Source organism: Mycobacterium neumannii, from assembly GCF_048452905.1.
GTDB classification, from domain to species: domain Bacteria; phylum Actinomycetota; class Actinomycetes; order Mycobacteriales; family Mycobacteriaceae; genus Mycobacterium; species Mycobacterium neumannii_B.
The window spans coordinates 829,066-855,657 of record NZ_JBCGVF010000003.1 but is presented as its reverse complement, the minus strand read 5'-3'; the positions used below and the strand labels follow the sequence as shown (position 1 = coordinate 855,657).

Below are 26,592 nucleotides of genomic sequence, written 5' to 3'. Positions count from 1 at the left end.
GGTTTCTGCCCCTCTGCGCTCGGGTAGTTCTAGCGTTGTCAATAGCCCATACCCGGGCGGAGGTATGCCGAGAGAGGAGTACCGATGAAAAGCCCGAAGGATCCCGTCGACCACGCGAGGACAACGCGTCCCCACGCCGGGGAGTCGATGAAGGACACCAAGAACATGCCGGGGCTGATCCTCATCGGGCTGGCCCTGGTGCTGTTCGTGTCGGCGCTGGCGGCTCACGGCGCAGGCCACCACGACGTCGGCGTCGGACTGGGCAGCGGGTCGGCTGCGTTGTTCATCATCGGCGGCGGCTGGCTGCTCGTCGAGCACATGCGGGTGCGCAAGATCGAAGATCGTTGGTACGCAGAACATCCCGACGCGCAACGGCAAAAGCCGAGTAGCTGACGCACCGAAGAGAAAAGCCCAGCCGGTTCGGCTGGGCTTTTCTGATGTGGATCGGTTATTGCTCGTTCTCCTGGCGCTTCTCGGCGGCATCGGCGCCTGCGCGCGCGGATTCAGCTTCGGCTTCCTTCTTTGCGGCGTCCTGCTGGGCATCGGCCTTGTCCTGCTGGGCTTTGCCTTCGCGAACCATATCGTCGCGGCCGGTGACGGTGCCAACCGTTTCCTTGGTCTTGCCCTTCACGTCCTCGACGACGCCCTTGATGCCTTCTTCAGGGCCACTGTTCTTCTCGGTCATGTTCACCTTCCGCAGTGCAGTGGATCAGTCCAACCACGAGGAACTTCCTCGCGCAGGTGTCGGGTTCCCGAGGGTCTGAGCGACTAAACGCTCGCCCGGGGTGAGTCACTCCGTCGCCACGTCGTCCTCGGGGTCGATCTCCACCGCCTCCAGCTGCTCCTGCCAGTCGGCGGGCGACGCCTCCAGAGGCGGATTCGGTTGCGGATCAGCGCCCGCTTCCTCGTCGGGAACCGGTTCGCTGGCGGCGCGCTGTTGTTCCACCGCGTCGGCTACGGGAACGTCGTCGGGCAGGCCTTCGCTGTCTGACATGCCGACTGGTGTACCCCCGGCCCACATAGCGAAACGGTGGTCCAAGCCGCATCTCATTCGCGCCGCGAACCGGAATGTCCGGAATACGAATCGGCGCTTATCCGCGATACGAAGAGTCGTGGGGGAACCGTTTTGCTGGTCAGGGGCTCGGGTAGGCGGGCCACATGTCGGTCGTCTCGAGTCCGCGTTCGGTGCTGCTCTGGCACGTACACGGGTCCTGGACGGAGTCCTTCGTCGCGGGCCGTCATCGCTGTGTGTTACCTGTGAATCGCGCGAGGGATGCCGATGGTCGAGGTCTCTGTGGCCGGAATTGGCCACGTACGCACGAGGTTTCGCTGTGTGACCTATATGACGAGCACATCGATCTGGTGGTGTTGCAACGTCCCGAAGAGATCGAGCTGGCGAGCCGATGGTTGGGACGGCGACCCGGTCTGGACGTACCCGCCGTCTACGTGGAGCACAACGCGCCACGACCGTTCGCGGTCGACAGCGTCCATCCGGTTGCCGAACGGAGCGACATCCCGCTCGTGCACGTGACCGACTTCAACCGGCTCATGTGGAACAACGGTGTCGCGCCAACCCGCGTCATCACACACGGGATTGCCGATCCTGGCTTGCTCTACCGGGGTGACGTCTCGGCCGCGGCGACGATGATCAACGAACCCTGCCGCCGCTGGCGCACGGTCGGTGCGGATTTGCTGACGGCGTTCGGGCAAAAGGTGCCGATCGACGTGTGGGGCATCGACACCGACGTTCTCAGCGAATGCATCACGAATCCGCAGGTGCGCGGAAGGGGCGACGTGCCCACCGCGGCGTTACTGCCCGAGGTGGCCCGCCGCCGCGTGTTCCTGCACACCGCCCGATGGACGTCTCTGGGCCTGTCGCTGATCGAGGCGATGTTCATCGGGATGCCGGTGGTGGCCGTCGCATCGACGATGGCACCGCTGGTGGTGCCGCCCGAGGCCGGCGTGGTGAGCGCCGATATGGACACACTTTCGCGCGCTTTGACGTCGTTCGTCACAGACGGCGCCGCCGCCTCGGCGGCGGGTAAGGCGGCGCGCGATTTCGCCATGGCGCAGTTCGGAATCGATCGGTTCCTCGCGCAATGGGACGACCTCATCGACGAGTGCTGTCGATGACAACGAAAAGGAGGGCGCCGATGAAGATCGCAATGGTGTCTGAACACGCCAGCCCGCTCGCCGCGCTCGGCGGGGTCGACGCCGGTGGGCAGAACGTACACGTCGCCGAGGTGTCGGCGGCACTGACCAGACGCGGTCATCAGGTTAGCGTCTACACCAGGAGGGACGACCCGGACCTGCCTGACCGCGTGGTGACACCCGAGGGATACACCGTCGTGCACGTCGCGGCCGGCCCGCCGGAGCCGCTGCCCAAGGACGAGCTCCTCTCGTACATGGGTCCGTTCGCCCAGTTTCTCGACGCCGACTGGGCTGTGGATCGACCGGACGTCGTGCATGCGCACTTCTGGATGTCCGGTATAGCAACGCAACTCGCCGCGCGCCATCTCAATCTGCCTGCGGTCCAGACGTTTCACGCGTTGGGCGTGGTGAAGCGGCGCCACCAGGGTGTGCAGGACACCAGCCCGCCGGAACGGTTGCGCCTGGAGGCGACGGTGGCGCGTTCCGCCGCCTGGGTCGCGGCCACCTGCACCGACGAGGTCTTTGAGCTCACGCGAATGGGCCGCTCCCGCAACCGGATCTCAGTGGTGCCCTGCGGCGTCGACCTCGACCTGTTCAGCCCGGAAGGCCCTGTGGCGCCGCGATCCGGACTGCACCGCATCGTCAGCGTCGGCCGGTTCGTGCCCCGCAAGGGTTTCGACGTCGTCGTGCGCGCATTGCCTCATCTGCCCGAAACTGAACTGGTGATCGTCGGTGGACCCGACGAGTCGCAACTCGGGTCGGATCCCGAGGCGCGTCGATTGATGGATCTGGCAACGCAATTGGGTGTCGCGGACAGAGTGAGGCTGTACGGATCGGTGTCTCGGACCGACATGCCCGCGATTCTTCGATCGGCCAACGTGGTGACGTGCACTCCCTGGTACGAACCGTTCGGCATCGTGCCGCTCGAGGCAATGGCGTGCGGCGTGCCCGTGGTGGCGTCGGCGGTCGGCGGAATGCTCGACACCGTCGTGCACGACGTGACCGGACAGCTGGTCAAGCCCGAGCGGCCCGACGAGGTGGCCAAGGCGGTGAACAGACTGCTTCGCGACGACTTCCTCAGGCAGAGCATGGGCGCCGCCGGACGGGATCGCGCGCGGGCCCGCTACTCGTGGGACCGAGTCGCCGCCGACACTCAGAGAATCTACGACCGGTTGGTGCCGGTGCGCATCCCGCGACCGGAGCCGGCGACGAGCCTGTCGTCCGGATGACCGGCTCAACCCGACTCCAGCAAGGTCACTGCGTCCTCGAGCTCACGGGGGAGCGGTCGCCGCTGGACGACCACCGCAGGAATCCGGGCCACGGCCTGGGCCGCACCCTTGGCATGGTCGCGGTCGCGCAACGCCGCCACGGCCAAGCGGCCGCTTGCACTGAGGCAGTGGCGGATCGGGCGTCGCAGCCATGTGGTGAGGACATCGTTGCGCAGCACTCGTGCGGCTTGGGCCGCGGACGTGGCGCGCACCGGGGACGGTTGGTGAATGGCCAGCAGTTCGGGGTGGTAGCAGAGGTCCCAGCCTGCCGCGGCCATATCGAGCGCGAGCAGTTGCTCCTCCCCGCGGAAGTGCAGGATGGGGCTGAAGCCGCCGGCTTCTTCGAACGCCCGCTTGCGCACCATGGCCGCGCAACTCATGAAGCCCAGGATCGACGGACCCGGCAGGTCCGGCCGCCTGCCGAGCGCGCTGTCGGCGAGCGTTGCGGAGAACGAATCCTCCCGGCGCTGCGGCCAGACGATCGTGCGCGCGGCGAGCAGTCCCACCGAAGGGTGCCGTTCGAATGTCTTTGCACCGATCTCGGGCGCCTCCGGCATCCACCAGGAGTCGTCGTCGCAGAACGCCACGTACGGCGTGCGGCACGCCGCCACCCCGACGTTGCGGCCGACCGCGCCGAGGTTGGTGTCGAGCTCGACGAGTTCAAGGCGGCCGGCCGACCGTGCCGCCATGCCGTTGATGATCGCGGCGGTGTCGTCGGTGGAGGCGTTGTCCACCACGACTATGGGGCACGGCGTGGTGTCGAGCAGCCTGGCCACCACGGTCGACAACTCCGCGGCGCGATTCTGGCTGGCGATCACGAACGAGACGTCGGTGGAAGCTGGGCCCTGCATGACCCAGACGGCTACCCGCGGAATCGGAAGGCAAACGATGCATGACATCAAACGCGTGCTGGTCACCGGCGGTGGAGGGTTTCTCGGAGGACACCTGTGCGAGCGACTGCTCGACAGCGGTGTCGAGGTGACCTGCGTCGACGACCTGTCCACCAGCGCGCCGACCGCCGCCGATCTGTTCGTGGACCGGCCCGGATACCGGTTCGTCGCGCACGACATCAGCGAGCCGCTGCCAGATATGCCGTCGGGAATCGACACCGTTTTCCACCTCGCATCGCCGGCCTCGCCGGTGGACTATCTGCGGCTGCCGATCCACACGCTTCGCACCGGGGCGCTCGGCACCTCACACATGCTCGAGTTCGCGCAGCGGTGCGGTGCACGGCTGGTGCTGGCCTCCACCAGCGAGGTCTACGGCGATCCGTTGGAACATCCGCAGCGCGAATCGTATTGGGGCAACGTCAATCCGATCGGTCCGCGCAGCGTGTACGACGAAGCTAAGCGGTTCGCCGAGGCGTTGACGTTCGCCCATCTGCGGGAGCGGTCGGCCGATATCGCCGTGGCGCGGATCTTCAACACATACGGACCGCGGATGCGGCACGACGACGGCAGGGTCGTGCCGACCTTCTGCCACCAGGCATTGGCGGGTGAGCCGATCACGGTCAACGGGACGGGTACCCAGACCCGGTCGTTGTGTTTCGTCGGTGACACCGTCGCGGCGCTGATCGCCCTGGGCGAATCGGATTGCACCGGACCGGTCAACGTCGGCAATCCCGACGAACTGACGGTGCTGCGCATCGCCGAGCTCATCCGGGACCTGGCCGGAAGCGACTCGCCGATCGAGTTCCGTCCGGCACCGCAGGACGACCCGCAACGTCGGTGTCCCGACATCACGCTGGCACGCGAGCTGCTGGGGTGGCATCCGCGGGTCAGCTACACCGATGGCCTGGCCATGACCGTCGACTGGTTCCGCCAGCAATCGGCAACCGTTGCACTGCAGGGGAGTTGAGGGAAGTCATGCGCATTCTCGGGATCAACGCGGTGTTCCACGATCCGGCTGCCGCGCTAGTGGTGGACGGCCAGATCGTCGCCGCCGCCGAAGAGGAGCGGTTCACCCGCCGCAAGCACGGCAAACAGGCCGTGCCGTTCTCGACGTGGGAGTTGCCGGTGGAATCGGCACGCTGGTGTCTCGAGCAGGCGGGGCTGACACCGTCGGACCTGGACCTGGTCGGATACTCCTACGACCCGCGCCTGATGGACGAATCCACCGACGGGCTCGCAGGCCTGGACCGCGACTGGGAGCACCTGCGCACCCTCTACGCCGACCGGGCGCCCCGCTTCCTACAGTCCGCCCTACCCGGCCTCGACCCGGGCATCGTGCGTCACGTCCGCCACCACGTCGCGCACGCCGCGTCCACCGCGCTGGCCTCCCCCCACCCCGATTGCGCGGTGCTGGTCGTCGACGGCCGCGGCGAGCGGTCCTCGATGCTGGCAGGCAGCTATCGCGACCACAAGCTGGATGTGCTCGCGACACAGTCGCTTCCGCACTCGCTGGGTTTGTTCTACGAAAGCCTCACCGAGCACCTCGGATTCAAGCGCTCAAGCGACGAGTACAAGGTGATGGCGATGGCGTCCTACGGGACGCCACGGTTCGCCGACAGGTTCCGCGAGGCGATCTACGCGTGCGCCGACGGTGGTTTCCGCACCGAACCGGTGGACTGGAACTCGATCACTCCCGCCCGGGCGCCCGGCGCGGGGAAGGGGCATGCGCTGGACCGACCCGAATCCGAGCACGCCGACCTGGCATGCAGCGTCCAGGCGGTCGTCGAGGAAGTGCTGCTCGATCTCGTCGGCTGGCTTCGCGACCGTACCGATCACGAAAGCCTCTGTCTGGCAGGTGGTGTCGCCCTCAACTGCGTGGCCAACTCGAAGATCTTCCGCAGCGGCGGCTTCTCGAACGTGTGGGTGCAACCCGCGGCGGGGGACTCGGGAACCGCGCTGGGCGCGGCACTGGCGCTGGCGGGAGACGCCGGTGAACCGATTGCGTCGATGCCGTCGGCGGCGCTTGGTCGCGGCTTCTCCGACGACGAGATCGCAGCGGTGCTCATCGAAGCCGCGATACCTCACGAGCGGCCGGCGGATCTGGCCGCCGTGATCGGAGACGCGTTGGCTGACAACAAACTCGTCGGCTGGTTCCAGGGTCTCGCCGAGTTCGGGCCACGCGCGCTGGGCCAGCGGTCACTGCTGGCCGACCCCCGGCGCATCGAAAACCTGGAGCGACTCAACACCGTGAAGGGCCGTGAACAGTTCCGGCCCGTCGCCCCGATGGTGCTCGCCGAACGCGCCGCCGAGATCTTCTCCGGCGGACCGATTCCGAGTCCGTACATGCTGTTCGTGCACGAGGTCGCCGCCCAGTGGCGGGACCGAATCCCCGCGGTCACCCACGTCGACGGCACCGCACGCATCCAGACCGTCGACCGCGGCCACCCACTGCTGCACGACACGATCAGCAGGTTCGCCGCCCGCACCGGTGTTCCGGTGATCGTCAACACCAGCTTCAACACCGCCGGGCGACCGATGGTTGACAGCCCGCGCGATGCGCTCGAATGTTTCGGCAGCGCACCGATCGACGTGCTGGCGATCGGTCCGTACATCGTGAGGCGACCCCGATGACGCCGTCGTTCGCGGTCGTGGTGCCGACGGTCGGGCGACCGTCGCTGCACCGCCTGGTCGCAGAACTCGACGGTTCCGCCGGGCCGGCACCCGCTGCGGTGATCGTCGTCGACGACCGCCCGCAGCCTCATCCGCCGCTCGAGGTGAACTCACGGCTTCCGGTCACCGTGCTGCGCAGCGGCGGACGAGGACCGGCGGCCGCGCGCAACACGGGCTGGCGTGCGACCCGGACCGAATGGGTGTGCTTCCTCGACGATGACGTTGTCCCGCAACTCGATTGGTTCACTGCGCTGGCCGAGGACCTGGCCAAGGCCGACGTGGAGTCGGCCGCCGGCTCACAAGCGGTGATCGAGGTGCCGCGGGTGGCCGGCCGCAAGGCCACCGACGACGAACAACGCACCCAGCGACTTGCCGAGGCGAAATGGATCACGGCCGATATGGCGTTCCGGCGCGACGTCCTGGTCGACGTCGGCGGGTTCGACGATCGGTTCCCCCGGGCCTACCGCGAGGACTCCGACATCGCGCTGCGAATCATTCAGGCCGGCAACGCTATTGTCCGCGGATCCCGCCGTTGCACCCATCCGGTCGCGAACGCCACGCTGATGAGCAGCGTGCGCGCCCAGATCGGCAACCGGGACAACGCGTTGCTTCGCCGCAAGTTCGGCAGGCGGTGGCGCTCGGCTATCGGTGAGGGTCGAGGCCGGCTCCCGGCCCACTCGGTGACTACGGCCGCAGCCGTCGTCGCGGCGCTGAGCGTGGTGGCGGGCCGGTGGCGTGTCGTGCGCACCGCCGTCGCCGCGTGGGCGCTGCTGACCGGGGAGTTCGCGATCCGCCGGTTCTGGTCGGGCCCGCGAACCTTCACCGAGGCCGCACGGATGGCGCTCACCAGCGCGCTGATCCCGCCGGTCGCGGTGTGGCACCGGTTGGCCGGGGAGTGGGCATTTCGCACCGCGCGGCGCGACCCGCCGCTGGCGGTGTTGCTCGACCGCGACTACACGATCATCGAGGACGGGCCCTACCTCAACGATCCGGCCGGTGTCCGCCCGCTACCGGGCGTAACCGGCGCATTGGACCGGCTGCGCCGCAACGGGCTACAGCTGGCCATCGTGAGCAACCAGTCCGGCGTGGCCAAGGGGTTGATCACCACTCAACAACTCGAATCCGTCAACGCGGAGGTCGATTCGGCGCTGGGCCCGTTCGACTCGTGGCACCTGTGCGTGCACGACGCCGACGACGAATGCCGCTGCCGTAAACCCGCTCCCGGCATGGTCGTAGACGCCGCCGCCGCGCTGGGCGTCCACCCCTCCCGGTGCGTGATGATCGGCGACACCGGCGGAGACGTTGAGGCCGCGCTGTCCGCGGGCGCCGACGCGATACTCGTGCCCACCGACCGCACGCTGCGCCACGAGATCTGTGAGGCTCTGATCAAGGCGCGCGTCGCGACGAACCTCGACGAAGCGGTGTCCATGGTGCTCAGGGACCGCCGATGAGCCGGGCGGTCGTTGCGCGGTTGGACAGCGCAGGGGACGTGTTGATCACCGGCCCCGCGGTCCGCGCTGTGGCCGAAACACACGACGAGGTCACCTTTCTCGCGGGGCCGCGCGGGCGAGCCGCCGCCGAGCTGCTGCCCGCCGTCGACGACATCATCGAGTGGCAGGCGCCGTGGGTGGACTTCGAGTCACCCGAACTGACCGCGGGACACGTGGAGGCGTTGGTCAAACAGTTGCGCGATATCGCCCCCGAGCGGGTCTACATTTTCACGTCGTTTCATCAGTCCCCGCTGCCGCTGGCGTTGATCTGCCGGATGGCTTCGGTGCCGTGGGTCGGGGCGATCAGCGAGGACTATCCCGGAACGCTGCTCGACCTGCGCCACCATGTTCCCGACGGCATACCCGAACCCGAGCGCGCGCTGTCATTGGCCACGGCGGCCGGTTGTGTGCTGCCCGAGGGTGACGACGGCACGCTGCGGGTGCGGCAACCACCGCCACTGCCGACCGAAATCGCCGAGTCGGTGGACGCCGCACCGTTCGTCGTGTTCCATCCCGGAGCCGCCGTTCCCGCGCGTCGACCGAGCATCCGGCGCAGCATCGGCATGGTCGAGACGCTCCTCGGCGCCGGGTACCGGGTGGTCGTCACCGGCGATCCCGGCGAACGCGGGCTCACCGGGGCGGTAGCGGGGGCGGCGGCCATCGACCTCGGAGGGCGCACAACCCTGGCGACGTTGGCGGCCGTCTACGCCGCGGCGCGGGTGGTGATCGCACCCAACACCGGGCCCGCCCACCTGGCCGCGGCAGTCGGCACACCGGTGGTCTCGTTGTTCGCTCCCGTCGTGCCCGCCTCGCAGTGGAGCCCGTACGGGTCCACCGTCATTCGGCTCGGAGACCAACAGGCCCCCTGTCGGCTCACCCGGGCCCGCGTCTGCCCGGTGCCTGGGCACCCGTGCCTGGACGGCATCACCGACGACGAACTGGTCGACGCGGTCAACCGAATTGGAGGACGGCAATGAATCCGACGATCGAAACCCACTTCTCCGCACTGTCACAGGCGGCCGGCCACCTCACACCGGAGGCGCCCAAGCTGGCCGCGTGGGGGGGACGGCTCGCCGATGTCCTCACCGCTGGCGGCCGGCTACTCGCGTGCGGCAACGGCGGCAGCGCGGCCGAGGCACAACATCTGACCGCTGAACTGGTCGGCCGCTTCCGCGACGAGCGGATGCCCATGTCCGCCATCTCGTTACACGCCGACACCTCGGCGCTCACCGCGATCGGCAACGACTACGGAATCGACGAGATATTCGCCAGAGGTGTGCGCGCACACGGCAGACCGGGCGACGTACTGGTCTCCCTGTCGACCAGCGGCACGAGCCCGAATGTGCTCGCCGCCGTCAAGGCCGCACACGAAACCGGCCTCACCGCATGGGCGTTCACCGGCCCCCAACCCAATCCCCTCGCCGCGATGTGCGACGACGCCGTCTGCGTCGAAGCGCCGACCACCGCGACGGTCCAGGAGGTCCATCTGCTCCTCGTGCATGCGCTGTGCATCGCCGTCGACGAGGTTCTGCTCGGGGGATCCCATGAGTGAGCCATTGGTCGTCATCGGCGATTCCATGCTCGACGTCGACATCGAAGGCACCGCCACCCGACTGAGTCCCGAGGCGCCCGTCCCGGTCGTGGACACCGAACGGATATGGCGACGCCCGGGCGGGGCGGGGCTGGCCGCCGTGCTCGCCGCCCGAACGGGCTGCGATGTGGTGCTGGTGACCGCGGTCGGCGACGACGCCGAAGGCCGCGCGCTGACGGACCTGCTGGCCGATGCCGGCGTGCGGGTCATAGGGTTGCCGATGGCCGGAAACACGGTGTGCAAGACCAGGATCCGTGCGGCCGCGCAGTCGATGCTGCGGCTCGACCACGGTGACGGAGTGGCCGCGGGCGACGAGGTACCCCCCGAGGTGACCGAGATACTCGGGCAGGCCGCCGCGGTCTGTGTCGCCGACTACGGGCGCGGCATCACCGCGCACGGTGAGATCCGCGAACTCGTCGCCTCGGCCGCGCAGCGGGTGCCGACGGTATGGGACCCGCATCCGCGCGGGAGCGAACCTGTCCCGGGCTGCTGGCTGGTCACCCCGAACCAGGACGAGGCGGCGGGCCGCTCGGCGGAGTCGTTGCGCGAACAGTGGGCGGCACGCGCGGTATGCGTGACCCTGGGTTCGAAGGGTGCACTCGTGGCCACCGACACCGGTAACGAGCACCACCCGGTGCGGGATCCGGCCGCACGGGCGGACCACGGCGACACCTGCGGCGCGGGAGACCGGTTCGCGATCGCGGTCACCATGGCACTTGTAGCAGGTAAGGGTGTTCACGACGCCGTCGCCGACGCGGTGGACGTCGCCAGCAGGTTCGTCGCCGCCGGCGGTGCGGTTGGCGTATCGAGCGCCGCGGCCGTCGGTGGAATCCATTCGGCGGCAACGTCGACCGCGCTCACCGGTGACATCGTCGAGGTCCGGGACCGCTTGCGCCGGCGCGCAGGCCGGCTGGTCGCCACCGGCGGCTGCTTCGACCTGCTGCACACCGGTCATGTCCGCCTGCTGCGGCAGGCCCGTGATCTGGGCGACGCGTTGGTGGTGCTGCTGAACTCCGACGCCTCGGTGCGCGCGCTGAAGGGCCCGCGCAGGCCCGTCGTCGCGGATCATGACAGGGCGCGGGTGCTGGGCGCACTGGCGTGTGTCGACGCCGTGGTGACCTTCGACGAACTGTCACCTGAAGCGGCGCTGGAGCAACTGCGGCCCGACATCTGGGTCAAGGGCGGCGACTACACCGAGGCCGACCTTCCCGAGGCCGACGTGGTCCGCCGCCACGGCGGTGAGGTCGTGCTGCTGCCGACCGTCGCCGGCTACTCATCGTCAAATCTGATCGCCGCAGCGCGGTCGTGAACCGAAAGGAAAACTCTCAATGGCTCTGGGTAACATCATCATCACCGGCGGCGCGTCGGGCCTCGGCGCAGCTACGGTGGAAGCCGTTGCGCGCCAGGGCGGTACGCCGCTGGTGATCGACCGCAACGATCCGAAATCGGGTGTGGCCTTCGCGCGGGCCGATCTCGCCGACACCGAAGCGGTGGAGGCGGCGGTACGCGAACTGGCCGATCACGTCGGCGGTCAGGTCCACGGCGTGTTCACCGCCGGAGGCACCGACATGTGCGGCAAGCTCGCCGATGTCGCGGTCAAGGACTGGGAACGCGTCATCCACGTCAACCTGCTGGGCACCGCGGCGATGATCCGCTCGGCGTTGCCGTACCTGAAGAACACCGGCGGCCGGATCGTCACGTGCGCATCGACTTTGGGGATCAAGGCCGTCAGCGACGCGACCGCGTACTGCGCCTCCAAGTTTGGGGTCATCGGATTCTCCCGCGCGTTGGCGGCGGAACTGGCGGGGGAGGTGGGTGTCACGACGTTGATCCCGGGCGGTATGCACACGGCGTTCTTCGACAGCCGCGACGAGCAGTACAAGCCGCCGCCGGACGCCAAGCTCAACCAGCCCGAACACGTTGCCGACACCGTCGTGTTCGTCCTGTCTCAGCCGGCCGGGTGCGAGGTGCGTGAGCTGGTGGTGTGCGCGTCCACGGAGTCTTCGTGGCCGTGACCCCGGAGACCATCCCGGAGACCATCGTGGTGCTGCGCGCGCTGGGCCTCGGCGATCTGCTCACCGGGATTCCGGCGCTGCGTGGGCTGCGGCGGGCGCACCCCGACGCCCACATCGTGCTCGCAGCCCCGGAACGCTACCGCGATCTGGTGATGCTCACCGGTGCGGTCGACGAGCTCGACCCCACACCCGGCCTCGGCCGGCTGCGTCCCCGCAGCGACCCGCCCGCACTCGCGGTCAACCTGCACGGCTCCGGCCCCGATAGCATCGCCGATCTGCTTGCGATACGCCCCCGAACCCTGATCACCCACCGACATCCCGCATATCCCGGGGTCGACGGCCCACCGTGGCGGGCCGAAATGCACGAGGTCGACCGCTGGTGCGTGCTGCTCGAATGGGCCGGAATCACCTGTGATCCGCAGGATCTTGCGATCTCGCGGCCCGACGGCTATCCGAACCGCTCGTCGGCGGTGGTGATCCATCCGGGCGCCGCCTACGCCGCGCGGCGCTGGCCACCGGAGCGTTTCGGACAGGTCGCCGCCGCGCTGCGAAACCGCGGCCACGATGTGGTCATCACAGGCGACGACAGCGAAGTCGACCTTGCCCGGTCGGTGGCCGACGCCGCGGGGCTGCCCCGATCCAGCGTGCTCGCAGGCACTCTCGGACTGCTCGAACTCGTCGCGTTGATCCACGATTGCCGCTTATTGATCTGTGGTGACACCGGAGTAGGACACGTTGCGACCGCGTGCGGCACTCCGTCGGTGCTGCTGTTCGGTCCGACACCGCCGAACCGGTGGGGTCCGCGGGGAACGGGTCCGCACATCGCGGTGTGGGCCGGCGACAAGGGCGATCCGCACGCCGACAGACCGCACCGTGGCCTGCTGCTAATCACAGTCGGTCGCGTGCTCGACGCCACCGAGAGTTTGTTGAAGGACTGTGCATGAACACCATTCGAGTCGGGGTGATCGGCGCGGGCTACGTCGGCCTGACGACCGCGGTGTGTCTGGCCGAACGCGGTCACCACACGGTGTGCGTCGACATCGACGCCGGCCGCGTCGAGCAACTCCGCAGCGGTGTTCCCCTGCTGGACGAGCCCGGGCTGGCCGAGCTGCTTCGTTACGGATTGGACTCCGGGACGCTCGAATTCACCGTCGAATATCCGGATCTGGCCGATTGCGACGTGGTGTTCATCTGCGTGCCGACGCCGAGCAGATCCAACGGATCGGCGGACCTGTCGGCGGTCGACGCGGCGGTCGAGCAGCTCGCCACCGTGTTGCGACCGGGTTCGGTCCTGGTGCTCAAGTCGACGGTTCCGGTCGGCACCACCCGGCGGGCCGAAAAGCGGGTGCGGCACGCCGAGATTCGCGCGGTCTCCAATCCAGAGTTCCTCCGCGAGAGCCACGCCGTCTACGACTTCCGTAACCCGGACCGCATCGTGATCGGCGCCGACGACGACGAAGCCGCCCACTTGGTGTCGCGCGTGTACGGAAACCACGCGCAGGTTTTTCGGATGAGCCCGGAAAGCGCGGAGTTGGCGAAGTACGCCAGCAACGCCTTTCTCGCGGTGAAGATCTCCTACGCCAACTCGCTGGCCTCGCTGTGCGCCCGAATGGGTGCCGAGATCGCCGACGTCACTCGCTGCATGGGCGCCGACGTGCGCATCGGCCCGCACTTCCTGCAACCGGGACCGGGGTGGGGTGGATCGTGCCTGCCAAAGGACACCGCGGCCATGCTGCACACCGGCAGGGTGGCGGGGGTAGACCTGCCCGAGGTCGAATCGGCTCGCTCGACGAACGCCGCGCAGTCCGCGCGAATCGCGTCGACGCTGGGCCGGTCCATGGCCACCCCGCTCGGTCGCGCCCGCATCACCGCGCTGGGCTTGACGTTCAAGGCGGGCACCAGTGACCTGCGCGATTCACCGGCGCTGACCATCTGCGCCGATCTGGGCCGGACCGGGGCGCAGGTCACCGGATACGACCCGAGGCTCCCGGCGATGGATCAGGCGCGGTTGCGGGGGTCGTCGATCATCGCCGTCGACGATCCGTATCTGGCGGCAAAAGACGCCGACGCCATCGTGGTGCTCACCGAGTGGCCGGAGTTCCGCGAACTGGACTGGGCCCTGATCGCCGAGCACGCGCCCGGAGCTGTCGTCGTCGACACCCGCAACCTGCTCGATGCGGCGTTGCTCACCGAGGCCGGGATGACCTATCTGGGCAACGGAACCCCGTCGGGTTACTGACCTTTGGCAACTTTGCGGATGAGTCGGGCCGTGCCGCGGTCGAGCACCTCCTGCCGTTCGGCCAGGGTCTTCATCTTCGCGGCGCGCCGGGCGGCCGAGGCGATGGTGAGCTCGGACTCGTAGGCCTGCACGACTCGCGGGTCGACGTAGGAACCTCGGGCCACAGCGGGTGTGTTGCCGAGTTCCTCGGCGACCTCCTTCATCACCGCGGACTCGACGCGCTTGATCACAGTCTTGTTGACCGGCGGGTCAGCATCGACGAACGCGGCCGCCGCCAGCACGGTGCCGTGCCACGTCCGCAGGTCCTTGACCGTGTACCGATCCCCTACGAGCTCTTTGAACCTCGTGTTCAGGTCCTCGGCGTGGATGTCGATCCAGCTCGAACCGTTGCGGCATACCAGCAGCCGTTCGGTGCGCTCCGGGCGGCGCAACAGCGCGCGGATCGAGCGAACCGCTTCGGGGTCGTCGATCAGCAGCGTGCGCCGCACGCCGCTCTTGGCGGGGAAGTCGAATTCGATGGCGTCGCGCTGCAGGGTCACGTGCTCGCAGAGCAGCGTCGCGATGCCGTAGGAGTTGTTCTCCTCGGCGTACTGCTCAGAGCCCGCCCGGAAGTATCCGAGGTCGGCCAGGTGCAGTGCGAGGGCCAGCACCCGGTCGCGGTGCAGCCCGCGGCGGCGCAGGTCCGCTGCGATGCGCCTGCGCATCTCGGGCAGCGCGGCCGACATCTCCAGGACCCGGTCGAACTTCTCCTCGTTGCGCTCCTCCTGCCACCTCTGGTGGTAGAGGTACTGGCGTCGGCCCGCGGCGTCTGTGCCCACCGCCTGGATGTGCCCATTGGGGTAGGGACAGATCCACACCTTCTTCCAGGCGGGCGGGATGACCAGATCCTTAATGCGCTGCAGGGTCTTCTCGTCGGTGACCGGGGTGCCGTCGGGATGTTCGTAGGAGAACCCGCGACCGCGACGCACCCTCCGCAGGCCGGGGCCGCTGACGACGCTACGGCGAAGTCGCATGTTTGGCCCCTGGATGCCGGGGGGTATTGAACCCCCACCATGGAGAAGTCTTACTTTGTCGCGCCGTCAAAACGCCGCTGCTCACAGTCGTGTTCACCGTTTGCTCGGTCGCGTTCGGGGTGGGGACTTCTCCATGACCGTATAAATACCCGCGCCGGCGTACGGCACACGTCGTCGTTCGCGGGTCACCGGAGTACTCGTGGTTAGGTGGGATCCGGCCTGGGGTAATCTCCCTTCGACATTGCCGGGAGGTCAAATGGCCGACGTCGCCAACAAGAACAATGGGAACGGGCACGGCGCGCGGTCGGTGGAACTCCGGGTCGCCGCCGAGCTCGAGAATCTTGCGGTGCTGCGCACCCTGGTCGCCGCGGTTGCGACCTTCGAGGATCTGGACTTCGATGCCGTCGCCGACCTGCGTCTCGCGGTCGACGAGGCGTGCACCAGGCTGATCCGATCCGCGGTACCCAACTCCGTCCTGCTGCTCGTCATAGACCCGCGCGACGACGCGGTCGTCATCGATGCGTCCACCACGTGTAAGAGTTCCGACATCCTGGCGCCTGGCAGCTTCAGCTGGCACGTGCTGAGTTCACTGACCGACGAAGTGAATACCTTCGAGAATGGGCAGGGACCCGACAACGCCCAGGTGTTCGGGATCTCCATGACGACGAGACGAGCGACGCTGCAGTGACGCCGTCGACGTCACAGGGTTCGTCGTCGCGTTCGAACTCTGAGTACGCGGATGTCGCCGACATGTTCCGCGAGCTGAAGAACGTGCCGGAGGACTCGCCGAAGTTCCAGCGGCAGCGCGACCGCATCGTCGAGCGCTGCCTTCCGTTGGCCGACCACATTGCGCGGCGTTTCGACGGGCGAGGTGAGCCACGCGAGGATCTCGTGCAGGTGGCCCGTGTCGGGCTGGTGAATGCGGTGATCCGCTTCGACGTCGAGGCCGGCTCGGACTTCGTCTCGTTCGCGGTACCCACCATCATGGGCGAGGTCCGACGGCACTTCCGCGACAACAGTTGGTCGGTCAAGGTGCCGCGGCGGCTCAAGGAGCTCCATCTGCGACTCGGCGCCGCCACCGCGGAGTTGTCGCAGCGGCTCGGCCGCGCCCCGACGGCGTCGGAGCTGGCGGCCGAGCTGGGCATGGACCGCGACGAGGTCGTCGAGGGCCTGGTGGCCGGGAGCTCCTACAACACGCTGTCGATCGACAGCGGCGGCAGCGGAACCGAGGATGCCCCCGCGATCGCCGATACACTGGGCGACGTCGACCTGGGTCTTGACCAGATCGAGAACCGGGAAGCGTTGCGGCCCTTGCTCGCTGCGCTGCCCGAACGCGAACGTACCGTGTTGCTGCTGCGCTTCTTCGAGTCACTCACCCAGACGCAAATCGCTGAGCGCGTTGGTATCTCGCAGATGCACGTGTCGCGCCTGCTCGCGAAATCCCTAACTCGACTCCGGGACCAGTTGCAGTAGGGGCTTGGTGCTCTTGCCATCCGCGAGCGCTGTCTCGATGCTGTCGCAGACGGGCAATGCAGCATCAGGATCGCAGATCCGCAACAAGCGGCTGACCGATGCACTCGGCAACAGCGCCCACTCGATCTTCTCGCCTGCGGTGCGCACGTTGAGCGTGTGCAGCGCGGAGAACCCTGCGGTGCCGAAGAATTCGACGCCCGACAGGTCGACGACGATGCGCTCGAGCTCTGTGGCGTGGCGCATCGCGTAGTCGACGAACTCCTGGGAGTTCGCGGCGTCGATCTCACCGTGGGCGCTGACGATCGCGGTGTCCGGCTGCACCCGGCGGGTCACGAAGTGCGCGGTGTGACAGTCGCGAGTCTCGTCGGACTGCGCTTGTACAGCGACTGATAAATCGGGATTAGACATGTGTGACTCCATCAGTGAATGTCTCATTCGTACTGTGGTTCACGTCAAAAATTTGGGCCCTGCGTATTCAAAGCCGTCGCAGCAGAGGCGGGGAGTTCTGCCCTTGCACGTCGATGACGTTCCAGCTCGGCTGTGAACTCAACCTGGACTGAACCCTACGCTGCTAACTGACCATGCACAATCGCTATCAAGACCGCCGCCGTAACCGCTGGTCACAGCGGTTAAAACCCCTGACTTCATGACAAATTTGACGAAACTAGAGTCACATCGGAGAGTGGGTGCGCGATGACGCTGAAGGTCACCGGTGTGCTGCTGGCCGCAGGCGCGGGCACCCGCTACGGGATGCCCAAAGTGCTTGCAGCTCAAGGTGAATGGCTCAGAGCCGCGGTCAACGCCTTGAGGGACGGCGGATGTGGCGATGTGGTGGTGGTGCTGGGTGCGGCGGTGGTCGAGGTTCCCCGGCCTGCGCGCGCTGTGTTCGCCGAGGCCTGGGCGGACGGGTTGTCGGCATCGCTGCGGGCTGGGCTCTCGGCGGTCGAGGCCGATTACGCCGTGCTGCACACCGTCGACACACCCGATGTCGGAGCGGACGTCGTGGGTCGGGTGGTGGACGCGGCGGTGGCGTCGGAGTCGGGTATCGCGCGCGCACGCTACGGGCAATCGCCGGGCCACCCCGTGGTGATCGCGCGCAGGCACTGGGCCGCGCTGCTCGAAGAGGTCCACGGCGACGAGGGCGCGCGCTCGTTTCTGGCAGCGCGCGACGACGTCGTTGCGGTTGATTGTGCCGATCTGGCGACGGGTCGCGACATCGACGTCAGGTGATGTCAGGTCACGCCGGCGAGCCGGCAATCAGGTGACGCCGGCGAGCCGGCAATCAGGTCACCGTGAGGCCCAGCATCGCCGTCGCGAAGCGGCGTACGGAGTGCTCGGCGATCGCGGCCGCATCGGCGTAGCCGTCGCGAAATCGCGTGTGCACCACCGCGGCCTGCGGGTCGATCCTGATCTCGGCCAGCATCTCGCCGGTGGTCGGTTCACACACCGCCCAGGTGTATGTGGTGTCGGACAACCACTGCGCGCGGCAACGAGCGATGTAACCGGGATCGGTCTCACCCATCTCGGCGAGCGCGGGGGCGTCGTCGATCAGCTCGTCATCGCGCGGCGCGCGCAAATACCATGCGCCGGCGTTGATTTCGACGGGCTCCATGGCGATTTCGGTGCGCTAACGCTCGCTGCGCGATCGGTTGCGCACCGAAATCACTTGATCTCGGCGAGGACGGTGCCCTGGGTGATCGCCGCGCCGGGCTCGACCGCCAAGCCGGTGATCGTGCCGTCCTTGTGCGCGGTGACCGGGTTCTCCATCTTCATCGCCTCGAGCACCACGACGAGGTCACCGGCGGAGACCTCCTGGCCCTCCTCGACAGCGACCTTGACCACGGTGCCCTGCATCGGCGCGGTCACGGCGTCGCCGGAGGCCGCCGCTCCGCCGCCACCGCCACGCTTGCGGGCCTTCGGCTTCTTCCGCACGACATTGGAACCGGCGCCGCCCGCACCGCCGCCGCCACCGAGCGCGAGATCGCCGGGCAGCGACACCTCCAGCCGGCGGCCGCCGACCTCGACGACCACGGTCTGCCGCGGGACCGTGTCCTCTTCCTCGATCGGATCGCCGCCGGTGAACGGCTCGATCGTGTTGTCCCACTCGGTTTCGATCCAGCGGGTGTGCACGGCGAAGCCGTTGTCGTCGCCGATGAACGCGGGATCGGACACGACCGCCCGGTGGAACGGGATGACCGTGGCCAGGCCTTCGACGGTGAACTCGTCCAGCGCGCGACGGGACCGCTCGAGGGCCTCTTGGCGGTTGGCGCCGGTGACGATCAGCTTGGCCAGCATCGAGTCGAACTGGCCGCCGATGACCGAACCGCTCTCGACACCGGAATCCAGGCGCACACCGGGGCCGGTAGGCGGCACGAACGTGGTGACCGGGCCGGGGGCGGGCAAGAAGCCGCGTCCGGCGTCCTCGCCGTTGATGCGGAACTCGATGGAATGGCCGCGAGGCGTCGGGTCCTCGGTGATGTCGAGCGGTTCGCCGTTGGCGATGCGGAACTGCTGGCGCACCAGGTCGATGCCCGAGGTCTCCTCGGTCACCGGATGTTCGACCTGCAGGCGGGTGTTCACCTCGAGGAACGAGATCAGCCCGTCCTGGGCGACGAGGTACTCGACGGTGCCTGCGCCGTAGTAGCCGGCCTCCTTGCAGATGCGCTTGGCCGACTCGTGAATCTCCTTGCGCTGAGCGTCGGTCAGGAACGGCGCGGGCGCCTCCTCGACCAGCTTCTGGAAGCGGCGCTGCAGCGAGCAGTCTCGGGTGCCTGCGACGACGACGTTGCCGTGCTGATCGGCGATCACCTGAGCCTCGACGTGGCGGGGCTTATCGAGGTAGCGCTCGACGAAGCACTCACCGCGGCCGAACGCCGCGACGGCCTCGCGGACCGCCGAGTCGTACAGCTCAGGGATCTCTTCGATGGTGCGGGCCACCTTCATGCCGCGGCCGCCTCCGCCGAACGCGGCCTTGATCGCGACCGGGACGCCGTACTCCTTGGCGAACGCGACGACCTCGTCGGCGTCCTTGACCGGATCCGAGGTGCCCGGAACCAGCGGCGCCTGGGCGCGCGCGGCGATGTGGCGGGCGGTCACCTTGTCACCGAGATCGCGGATCGACTGCGGGCTGGGCCCGATCCAGATCAGGCCGGCGTCGAGGACCGCCTGCGCGAAATCAGCGTTCTCGGAGAGGAATCCGTAGCCCGGGTGAATCGCGTTGGCACCGGACTTCTCGGCGGCGTCGAGCAGCTTCTCGAACACCAGGTACGACTCCGCCGAGGTCTGCCCGCCCAGGGCGAAGGCCTCGTCGGCGAGGCGTACGTGAGGAGCGTCGGCGTCGGGTTCGGCGTACACCGCCACGCTCTGCAGCCCGGCGTCCTTAGCGGCCCTGATCACCCGGACCGCGATCTCCCCGCGGTTGGCGACCAGCACCTTGGAGATCTTCGAGCTGGCGTGACTGGGCACTGCGCCTCCTGGTGGCATGTCTAAGAAACGTCTTTAAGAATGTAACGGAGGGAGTTTATGCGGCCCTGCTGAGGTCTCGGCGAGCCGGTCCCTTACCCGCGAGTAATAAACCGGGGCTGCCCCACACATCCGTGAGCGTTCATCCAGGTACGGATTCAGCCCCCCGGAATTCTGCACAGGTGATCGCTCGGCCCAAGCGCGTCAGCGCAGCCGCTTCTTGATGCGGGCCAGCATCGCCGACATCCCGCGCAACCGCAGCGGGCTGATCAGGGCAGCGAGCCCCAGTTCGGAGTAGAAGTCGTCGGGCACGGCCAGGATCTCGTCGGCGGAGAGATCATCGAGCCCCGCGGCCAGGATGGCGGCGAACCCACGCGTCGTCGGCGCTTCGGCGGGCGCGCTGAAGTACAGCCGGACATGCTCGCGATTGTCGGCGTCGACGTGGAGGAACAGCGGTGACTGGCATTCGGGCACCGGTTCCATCGCGGTCTCTTCGAGGTCGGCGGGCAGCGGAGGCAACTCGTTGGCGAACTCCAGGAGCAGTTGCAGCTTGTCCTGACCCTGCACCTCCTTGAAGTCCGTCACCACCTCCGCCAGCGCGGCCGGCATTGCGCTCATGAGGAGCCCGGCACCTCCCCTGGTTCGGGCCCGGCGGTGACCGGCACCCGGACGGCGTTGCCCCATTCGGTCCACGAACCGTCGTAATTGCGGACGCCGGGCAGCCCCAGCAGGTGGGTCAGCACGAACCAGGTGTGGCTCGAACGCTCACCGATGCGGCAGTAGACGATCGTCTCGTCGTCGGGGGTCAAAAAGCCGTACAAATCCTCGAGCTCGGCACGGCTGCGGAACCGGCCACTGTCGTCAGCCGCCTTGGCCCACGGAATCGACCGAGCGGTCGGTATGTGGCCGCCCCGGAGCGCGCCCTCCTCGGGATAGTCGGGCATGTGGGTGCGTTCCCCGGTGTACTCCTGCGGCGAGCGGACGTCGATCAGAGGCGCCTTTCCGAGCGCGTCGAGAACGTCCTCCTTGAACGCGCGGATCGGCGCGTCGTCGCGCTCCACGACGGGGTAGCCGGTGCTGGTCTTGCTCGGCACGTCGAGCGTGGTTTCCCGGCCGTCGGAGATCCACAGGTCGCGGCCCCCGTTGAGGAGCCGGACGTCCGGGTGGCCGAACAGCGTGAACACCCAGAGGGCATATGCCGCCCACCAGTTGCTCTTGTCGCCGTAGATCACCACGGTGTCGTCGCGGGCGATGCCCTTGCGGTTCATCAGGTCGGCGAACTGTTCGCCGGTGATGTAGTCGCGCACGTGCGGGTCGTTCAGGTCGGTGTGCCAGTCGATCTTGACCGCACCCGGTATGTGACCGGTGTCGTAGAGCAGCACGTCCTCGTCGGACTCCACGATGGCCAGTCCCGGCCTGCCCAGGTTGGCCGACAACCAATCGGCGGTGACCAGGCGTTCGGGATGGGCGTATGACTGCAGGGCAGGGTCTGGATCGGCAGGTAGAGGCACGAACCCGAGCCTACCGAGGCAGGCGTGCCCCGTGGGGTCAGGTGACCGGGTTATCGCGCCAGAGGTCGGCCAGCGACAGCCCGGCGCGCTCGAACATGCCGCGGACCAGGGGCAGTCCGATGCCGATCACCGATGACGGGTCGCCGTCCACGCCCTCGATGAACCAGCCGCCCAAACCGTCGAGGGTGAAGCCGCCCGCCACCGCCGTCGGCTCGCCGCTGGCGACGTAGGCCTCGAGATCGGCCCTCGACGGCACCGCGAAGTGCACGGTGGTGGCCTCGGCTTCGGCCAGCCGGCACACAATGCCGTTGTCCTGCAAGCGGATCATGCAGTGACCCGTGTGGAGCCGACCGGAGGAGCCGGCCATCTGCTGCCAGCCGGCGAGTGCGGCCTCGGCAGAGGCGGGTTTGCCCGCCAATGTCCCGTCGCGGAAAAGCATGGAATCGCAGCCGATCACGACGCAGTCGGCACGGACCGCCGGATCGAGTCCGGCGACGACTGCGTCGGCCTTGGCCGTGGCGAGGGCGACCGTCACTTGCGCGGGTGTCGCCGCGGCGTCGAGCCCGGCGACGACGGCGTCCTCGTCGACGCCGGACACCACGATCAGCGGATCGATTCCGGCCTGCCGCAAGACTTTTCGACGGCCGGAGGACGCCGAGGCGAGGACGACGCGCGTCATCGACGGCGCATGTGTGCCCGTTCCACGAGCGTCACCCGCTGCCAGCTGAACGGCGTGTACCGCAGCCGGTCGACGGGATGACCCCAGAGGTTCTCTTCCTGCTCGCGCGGCTCGGACGGCACGCTCGACGCGGCGGCCAGCACCGCGATCAGCGCGGCGAGCTCGTCCTGGCTCGGCTCACCCCTGACGACCTGGATGTGCGCCTCGTGATCCTGCTGGGCGGCGCTCTGCTCGTCGGTCACCGTCACGTCCGCCTCCACGCCGTTCGCCCCGCTCACAGGCGTTGAATCGTTCGCCCCGCTCACAGGCGTTGAATCGTTCGCCCCGCTCACAGGGGGATGTTCCCGTGCTTCTTGGGCGGAATCTGCGTGATCTTGCGTTCCAGCAGCCGTAGCGCGTTCGCGACGTAGCCGCGCGTGTGCGACGGCGGGATCACCGCATCGACGTAGCCGCGTTCGGCCGCGATGTATGGGTTGACCAGGGTGTCCTCGTACTCCTGCTGCAGCTCCAGGCGCAACGCATCGACGTCCTCGCCGTTGCGGGCCGCTTCCTTGAGCTTGCTGCGGTACACGAAGCCGACGGCGCCCGAGGCGCCCATCACCGCGATCTGTGCGGTCGGCCAGGCGACGTTCACGTCGGCGCCCATCTCCTTGGACCCCATGACGCAGTAGGCGCCGCCGTAGGCCTTGCGGGTGATGACGGTGATCTTGGCGACGGTGGCCTCGCCGTAGGCGTAGAGCAGCTTGGCCCCGCGCCGGATGATGCCGTTGTACTCCTGGCCGGTACCCGGCAAGAAGCCCGGCACGTCGACCAGCATCACGATCGGGACGTTGAAGCAGTCGCACGTCCGGATGAACCGCGCGGCCTTCTCCGAGGCGTTGATGTCCAGGCAGCCGGCGAACTGTGTCGGCTGGTTGGCCACGATGCCGACCGGGCGGCCCTCGATGCGGCCGAACCCGACGATGATGTTCTGCGCGTAACCGGCCTGCACCTCGAGGAACTCGTCCTCGTCGAGGATGCGGGTGATGACCTCGTGCATGTCGTAGGGCTGGTTCGGCGAGTCCGGAATCAGCGTGTCCAGCTCGATGTCCTCGTCGGTGAGGTTGTCCTCGATCGGCCCCTCGGGAACCACCTCCGGATAGCGCGGCGGATCGGCGTAGTTGTTGCTGGGCAGGTAGGAGAGCAATTCGCGCACATAGTCGAACGCGTCCTGCTCGCCGGAGGCCACGTAGTGCGCAAGCCCCGACTTCGACATGTGGGTGTGCGCGCCGCCGAGTTCCTCCATCGTCACCTCTTCACCGGTGACGGTCTTGATGACGTCGGGTCCGGTGATGAACATCTGGCTGGTCTGGTCGACCATGATCACGAAGTCGGTCAGGGCGGGGGAGTACACGTGGCCGCCCGCCGCCGCGCCCATGATCAGCGAGATCTGCGGGATCACGCCGGAGGCCAGGATGTTGTTGTGGAAGATGTTGCTGTACAAGCCAAGTGAGACGACGCCCTCTTGGATGCGCGCGCCCGCACCGTCGTTGATGCCGATCAACGGCCTTCCGGTCTTTATCGCCAGTTCCTGGACCTTGACGATCTTCTCGCCGTACACCTCGCCGAGGCTGCCGCCGAAGACCGTCGCGTCCTGGCTGAAGATGCACACCTCGCGGCCGTCGATGGTGCCGTAACCGGTCACCACGCCGTCGCCGAGCGGGCGGTTGGCCTCCATCCCGAAGTTGGTGCTGCGGTGTCGCGCCAGCGCGTCCAGTTCGACGAACGAGCCCTCGTCGAGCAGCGCCAGGATGCGTTCGCGAGCGGTGAGCTTGCCCTTGGCGTGTGTCTTCTCGATCGCTTCCTCGCCGACCGGGTGCAAGGTCTCCTCGGCGCGCCTGCGCAGATCGGCCAGCTTGCCCGCGGTGGTGTGGATGTCGATCTCGTGTTCGCCTGACGGCTCGACCGACGGCTTCTGAACGGAGGTCATGGTGCTCGATGCTAACGAACGACCGGCGCGCGACCGACGGCGCGTCCTTAAGGTCCCCTTAAGGACGCCTCGCGCACCGCGCGCAGAGCCGCCGGTGGTAGTAGTGAGGGCCGAATGCGTCTTGGCGATGGGAGTCCGATTCCGATGACCGCGCACCCGGCTCCGCTCGACGTCGCGGCGCTGCGCGAGCAGGTGTTCGCCGGTTCGCGCGCGTGGCGGCGTATCGACGTGGTGGCCGAGACCGGGTCGACCAACGCCGACCTGATCGCACGCGCCGGGGGCGGCGACGACATCGCCGGCGCGGTGCTGATCGCCGAGAACCAGACCGCGGGCCGTGGCCGCCGGGGTCGCAGCTGGTCGGCGGTGCCGTTCACGCAGATCACGATGTCGGTGGGTCTCGACGCCGCCGGGGTGCCCAGCTCCGCCTGGGGCTGGCTGCCGCTGGCGACCGGCGTGGCCGTCGTGGACGCGGTCGCCGACACCGGCGTCACCGCCGGCCTGAAGTGGCCCAACGACGTACTGGCCGGGGGCGGCAAGCTGGCCGGAATCCTGGCCGAGGTCGCAGGCGGTCAACAGGCCGTCGTGCTCGGCGTCGGGCTCAACGTCTCGCTGCGCGGTGAGGACGTCGGCGTCGAGGGGGCCACCTCGCTGGTGGACCTCGGTGTCCCGGCACCCGACCGGCAACGCCTGGTTGTGCGGCTGCTGCACGAACTGGGCAACCGCGTCGATTCGTGGGCTCAGGCCGCAGGCGCCGACGCCGGCCTTGCCGCCGACTATCGCGCCCGCAGCCTCACGCTGGGTCAGCGGGTCCGCGCGCTGCTGCCCGGCGACCAGCAGGTCGTCGGCGTGGCGCGCGACGTCGACGAGCAGGGTCGGCTGGTCATCGATGCCGACGACCGGTCGGTGACCGTCTCCGCAGGAGACATCGTCCATCTACGGCCCGACCAGTGATTTCGGTGTAATTCGTCGCGCGCATCGCGACTAACGACACCGAAATCGCTTTAAGGTCATCGCATGGGTTACCCCGACAACGTGCTCGCCTCCGACGAGCAGGTGGTCTTGCACCGCCATCCGCATTGGAAGCGGCTGATTGGTCCGGTCCTGGTGTTGCTGCTGGTGACCGCGCTGGCCGCGTTCGGCGCCGGCTACGTCAACACCATGGAGTGGGATCAGACCGCCCGCAACGTCGTGCTGATCGTGATCGGCGCGATCTGGCTGGTGATCATCGGGTGGCTGACGATCTGGCCGTTCCTGAGCTGGTGGACGACGCACTTCGTGATCACCGATCGCCGGGTGATGTTTCGGCACGGGGTGCTGACCCGGTCGGGAATCGACATCCCGCTGGCGCGGATCAACAGTGTCGAGTTCCGGCACGCACTGCTGGACCGCATGCTGCGGACCGGCACGTTGATCATCGAGTCAGCGGCCCAAGACCCGATCGCATTCGACGACATCCCGCGGGTGGAACGGGTCCACTCGCTGCTGTATCACGAGGTCTTCGACACTCTGGGCTCGGAGGAGTCGCCGAGTTGAGCGGCGTGTCCGGCGCGTCGGCCGGGGCGGCGCAGCGGTGTGACGTTGCCCTCGGCGTGCTCGGCGGCGACACCTTCGTGGTGGTCCTCGAGGAGTTCGGCGAGCCCGCCCGCGGTGAGCGACTCCATCGCCCGGTCGGGGTTGCGGCCGAACTCGTCGGGGAACACCCAGCGCCGGAACGCCCAGAACCGGAACGCCATCTGCAGCAGGTTGCCGATGATGTAGGCCGAGATGAAGTCGGCGATGTTCTCAACGGTCAGGCTGACTTCGGGCACCCGCAGCATCAGCACGTAGCTCGAGATCCACAGCGGGGCCATGCTCAACAGCACGCCGACCCCGCTGACGCCGAAGAACAGCAGCGCCTCGTGATGACGCTCGCGGCCGCCGCGGTCGCGGAAGCTCCACTCGCGGTTGAGGATGTAGGACGCGATCACCGCGACGATGCCCGCGATGATCTTCGCCGTGACCGGCTTGGGCTCGAGCACCGTCAGCTTGAGTGTGTAAAAGACCGATGTGTCGATGAGGAACGTCGTCGCGCCGACGATCGCGAACTTGATCAGTTCGTGATGCCGCTCGAAGTACGGCCGTACCGGACGGGGCAGCCGTGCGATCGTCGCATCGGTAAAGGACACAACAGG

Annotated in this window: 30 protein-coding genes; 17 read left to right on the top strand and 13 right to left on the bottom strand. The window is 67.9% G+C overall.

Annotated elements, in window-relative coordinates:
• Nucleotides 1–84 precede the first annotated feature (84 nt).
• Nucleotides 85–393 carry a protein UsfY gene (usfY, locus tag AAHH99_RS10425; protein ID WP_418768566.1) on the top strand — a complete coding sequence of 103 codons (309 nt, stop codon included), beginning with the start codon at nt 85–87 and terminating at the stop codon, nt 391–393.
• A gap of 55 nt (nt 394–448) precedes the next feature.
• Here usfY and AAHH99_RS10420 read toward each other — a convergent pair whose 3' ends face one another.
• Together AAHH99_RS10420 and AAHH99_RS10415 are read right to left on the bottom strand one after the other, a co-directional pair.
• The gene (locus tag AAHH99_RS10420; RefSeq protein WP_418768565.1) at nt 449–685 is read right to left on the bottom strand and encodes a CsbD family protein; all 237 of its coding nucleotides are present in this window, start codon (nt 683–685) and stop codon (nt 449–451) included.
• Nucleotides 686–790: 105 nt separating this feature from the next.
• On the bottom strand, nt 791–994 hold the full coding sequence (locus tag AAHH99_RS10415; RefSeq protein WP_418768564.1) for a hypothetical protein: 204 nt from the start codon (nt 992–994) through the stop codon (nt 791–793).
• A 164-nt stretch (nt 995–1,158) separates the two neighbouring features.
• On the opposite strand from AAHH99_RS10415, the gene AAHH99_RS10410 reads away from it, so the two are divergent.
• Together AAHH99_RS10410 and AAHH99_RS10405 are read left to right on the top strand one after the other, a co-directional pair.
• Nucleotides 1,159–2,133 carry a glycosyltransferase gene (locus AAHH99_RS10410; RefSeq protein ID WP_418768563.1) on the top strand — a complete coding sequence of 325 codons (975 nt, stop codon included), beginning with the start codon at nt 1,159–1,161 and terminating at the stop codon, nt 2,131–2,133.
• Nucleotides 2,134–2,153: 20 nt separating this feature from the next.
• Nucleotides 2,154–3,380 (top strand): glycosyltransferase, encoded by a 1,227-nt coding sequence (locus tag AAHH99_RS10405; RefSeq protein ID WP_418768562.1) that lies wholly within the window; start codon nt 2,154–2,156, stop codon nt 3,378–3,380.
• A gap of 5 nt (nt 3,381–3,385) precedes the next feature.
• Here AAHH99_RS10405 and AAHH99_RS10400 read toward each other — a convergent pair whose 3' ends face one another.
• On the bottom strand, nt 3,386–4,270 hold the full coding sequence (locus AAHH99_RS10400; protein WP_418768561.1) for a glycosyltransferase family 2 protein: 885 nt from the start codon (nt 4,268–4,270) through the stop codon (nt 3,386–3,388).
• Nucleotides 4,271–4,307: 37 nt separating this feature from the next.
• Here AAHH99_RS10400 and AAHH99_RS10395 point away from each other — a divergent pair, with 37 nt between their 5' ends.
• Genes AAHH99_RS10395 through AAHH99_RS10355 form a run of 9 tightly spaced genes read left to right on the top strand, consistent with a single transcriptional unit; the run spans nt 4,308 to nt 14,314 of the window.
• A complete protein-coding gene (locus AAHH99_RS10395; RefSeq protein WP_418769586.1) occupies nt 4,308–5,276 on the top strand; it encodes an NAD-dependent epimerase/dehydratase family protein in 969 nt (322 codons plus the stop codon).
• 8 nt (nt 5,277–5,284) lie between these two features.
• Nucleotides 5,285–6,940 (top strand): carbamoyltransferase, encoded by a 1,656-nt coding sequence (locus AAHH99_RS10390; RefSeq protein WP_418768560.1) that lies wholly within the window; start codon nt 5,285–5,287, stop codon nt 6,938–6,940.
• Nucleotides 6,937–8,430 (top strand): HAD-IIIA family hydrolase, encoded by a 1,494-nt coding sequence (locus AAHH99_RS10385; protein ID WP_418768559.1) that lies wholly within the window; start codon nt 6,937–6,939, stop codon nt 8,428–8,430. Before AAHH99_RS10390 ends, AAHH99_RS10385 begins: the two co-directional genes overlap by 4 nt.
• Complete coding sequence (locus AAHH99_RS10380) at nt 8,427–9,446, top strand: glycosyltransferase family 9 protein (protein ID WP_418768558.1); 1,020 nt, start codon at nt 8,427–8,429, stop codon at nt 9,444–9,446. The genes AAHH99_RS10385 and AAHH99_RS10380 overlap by 4 nt, the downstream gene beginning before the upstream one ends.
• The gene (locus AAHH99_RS10375; protein WP_418768557.1) at nt 9,443–10,021 is read left to right on the top strand and encodes a D-sedoheptulose-7-phosphate isomerase; all 579 of its coding nucleotides are present in this window, start codon (nt 9,443–9,445) and stop codon (nt 10,019–10,021) included. The genes AAHH99_RS10380 and AAHH99_RS10375 overlap by 4 nt, the downstream gene beginning before the upstream one ends.
• A complete protein-coding gene (locus AAHH99_RS10370; protein ID WP_418768556.1) occupies nt 10,014–11,369 on the top strand; it encodes a PfkB family carbohydrate kinase in 1,356 nt (451 codons plus the stop codon). The genes AAHH99_RS10375 and AAHH99_RS10370 overlap by 8 nt, the downstream gene beginning before the upstream one ends.
• 19 nt (nt 11,370–11,388) lie before the next feature.
• Nucleotides 11,389–12,075, top strand: coding sequence for an SDR family oxidoreductase (locus AAHH99_RS10365; RefSeq protein WP_418768555.1), 687 nt, complete (start codon nt 11,389–11,391; stop codon nt 12,073–12,075).
• The gene (locus tag AAHH99_RS10360) at nt 12,066–13,019 is read left to right on the top strand and encodes a glycosyltransferase family 9 protein (RefSeq protein ID WP_418768554.1); all 954 of its coding nucleotides are present in this window, start codon (nt 12,066–12,068) and stop codon (nt 13,017–13,019) included. The genes AAHH99_RS10365 and AAHH99_RS10360 overlap by 10 nt, the downstream gene beginning before the upstream one ends.
• Nucleotides 13,016–14,314: a UDP-glucose dehydrogenase family protein gene (locus tag AAHH99_RS10355; protein WP_418768553.1), complete on the top strand. Its 1,299-nt coding sequence runs from the start codon at nt 13,016–13,018 to the stop codon at nt 14,312–14,314. The genes AAHH99_RS10360 and AAHH99_RS10355 overlap by 4 nt, the downstream gene beginning before the upstream one ends.
• On the opposite strand, the gene AAHH99_RS10350 is transcribed toward AAHH99_RS10355, so the two are convergent.
• A complete protein-coding gene (locus tag AAHH99_RS10350; protein ID WP_418768552.1) occupies nt 14,308–15,327 on the bottom strand; it encodes a DNA topoisomerase IB in 1,020 nt (339 codons plus the stop codon). The two genes, AAHH99_RS10355 and AAHH99_RS10350, sit on opposite strands and share 7 nt — an antisense overlap.
• A 256-nt stretch (nt 15,328–15,583) precedes the next feature.
• On the opposite strand from AAHH99_RS10350, the gene AAHH99_RS10345 reads away from it, so the two are divergent.
• Nucleotides 15,584–16,015 (top strand): ATP-binding protein, encoded by a 432-nt coding sequence (locus AAHH99_RS10345; protein ID WP_418768551.1) that lies wholly within the window; start codon nt 15,584–15,586, stop codon nt 16,013–16,015.
• 62 nt (nt 16,016–16,077) lie between these two features.
• Nucleotides 16,078–16,800, top strand: coding sequence for an RNA polymerase sigma factor SigF (locus AAHH99_RS10340; RefSeq protein WP_276019014.1), 723 nt, complete (start codon nt 16,078–16,080; stop codon nt 16,798–16,800).
• Here the strand turns inward: AAHH99_RS10340 and AAHH99_RS10335 are convergent.
• Complete coding sequence (locus AAHH99_RS10335) at nt 16,771–17,208, bottom strand: STAS domain-containing protein (RefSeq protein WP_064394813.1); 438 nt, start codon at nt 17,206–17,208, stop codon at nt 16,771–16,773. The genes AAHH99_RS10340 and AAHH99_RS10335 overlap by 30 nt on opposite strands.
• A 285-nt stretch (nt 17,209–17,493) precedes the next feature.
• Here AAHH99_RS10335 and AAHH99_RS10330 point away from each other — a divergent pair, with 285 nt between their 5' ends.
• On the top strand, nt 17,494–18,030 hold the full coding sequence (locus AAHH99_RS10330) for a nucleotidyltransferase family protein (protein WP_418768550.1): 537 nt from the start codon (nt 17,494–17,496) through the stop codon (nt 18,028–18,030).
• Nucleotides 18,031–18,082: 52 nt separating this feature from the next.
• On the opposite strand, the gene AAHH99_RS10325 is transcribed toward AAHH99_RS10330, so the two are convergent.
• The 7 genes from AAHH99_RS10325 to AAHH99_RS10295 form a co-directional block, all read right to left on the bottom strand.
• A complete protein-coding gene (locus AAHH99_RS10325) occupies nt 18,083–18,412 on the bottom strand; it encodes a hypothetical protein (protein ID WP_418768549.1) in 330 nt (109 codons plus the stop codon).
• A 50-nt stretch (nt 18,413–18,462) separates the two neighbouring features.
• Nucleotides 18,463–20,265, bottom strand: coding sequence for a biotin carboxylase N-terminal domain-containing protein (locus AAHH99_RS10320; protein WP_418768548.1), 1,803 nt, complete (start codon nt 20,263–20,265; stop codon nt 18,463–18,465).
• Between the two features lie 201 nt (nt 20,266–20,466).
• Nucleotides 20,467–20,880, bottom strand: coding sequence for a SufE family protein (locus AAHH99_RS10315; protein ID WP_418768547.1), 414 nt, complete (start codon nt 20,878–20,880; stop codon nt 20,467–20,469).
• Nucleotides 20,877–21,773, bottom strand: a complete 897-nt coding sequence (locus AAHH99_RS10310; RefSeq protein ID WP_064394779.1) for a sulfurtransferase — start codon at nt 21,771–21,773, stop codon at nt 20,877–20,879. The genes AAHH99_RS10315 and AAHH99_RS10310 overlap by 4 nt, the downstream gene beginning before the upstream one ends.
• A 37-nt stretch (nt 21,774–21,810) precedes the next feature.
• Complete coding sequence (locus tag AAHH99_RS10305) at nt 21,811–22,452, bottom strand: Maf family protein (protein WP_066849051.1); 642 nt, start codon at nt 22,450–22,452, stop codon at nt 21,811–21,813.
• Nucleotides 22,449–22,700, bottom strand: coding sequence for an acyl-CoA carboxylase epsilon subunit (locus AAHH99_RS10300; protein WP_238382092.1), 252 nt, complete (start codon nt 22,698–22,700; stop codon nt 22,449–22,451). Before AAHH99_RS10300 ends, AAHH99_RS10305 begins: the two co-directional genes overlap by 4 nt.
• A gap of 80 nt (nt 22,701–22,780) precedes the next feature.
• Nucleotides 22,781–24,421 (bottom strand): acyl-CoA carboxylase subunit beta, encoded by a 1,641-nt coding sequence (locus AAHH99_RS10295; protein ID WP_418768546.1) that lies wholly within the window; start codon nt 24,419–24,421, stop codon nt 22,781–22,783.
• Nucleotides 24,422–24,565: 144 nt separating this feature from the next.
• On the opposite strand from AAHH99_RS10295, the gene AAHH99_RS10290 reads away from it, so the two are divergent.
• The gene (locus AAHH99_RS10290; protein ID WP_418768545.1) at nt 24,566–25,372 is read left to right on the top strand and encodes a biotin--[acetyl-CoA-carboxylase] ligase; all 807 of its coding nucleotides are present in this window, start codon (nt 24,566–24,568) and stop codon (nt 25,370–25,372) included.
• A gap of 63 nt (nt 25,373–25,435) precedes the next feature.
• Nucleotides 25,436–25,954: a PH domain-containing protein gene (locus tag AAHH99_RS10285; protein WP_064428555.1), complete on the top strand. Its 519-nt coding sequence runs from the start codon at nt 25,436–25,438 to the stop codon at nt 25,952–25,954.
• Here AAHH99_RS10285 and AAHH99_RS10280 read toward each other — a convergent pair.
• A complete protein-coding gene (locus AAHH99_RS10280) occupies nt 25,909–26,586 on the bottom strand; it encodes a GtrA family protein (RefSeq protein ID WP_064428556.1) in 678 nt (225 codons plus the stop codon). The genes AAHH99_RS10285 and AAHH99_RS10280 overlap by 46 nt on opposite strands.
• Nucleotides 26,587–26,592: the final 6 nt, after the last annotated feature.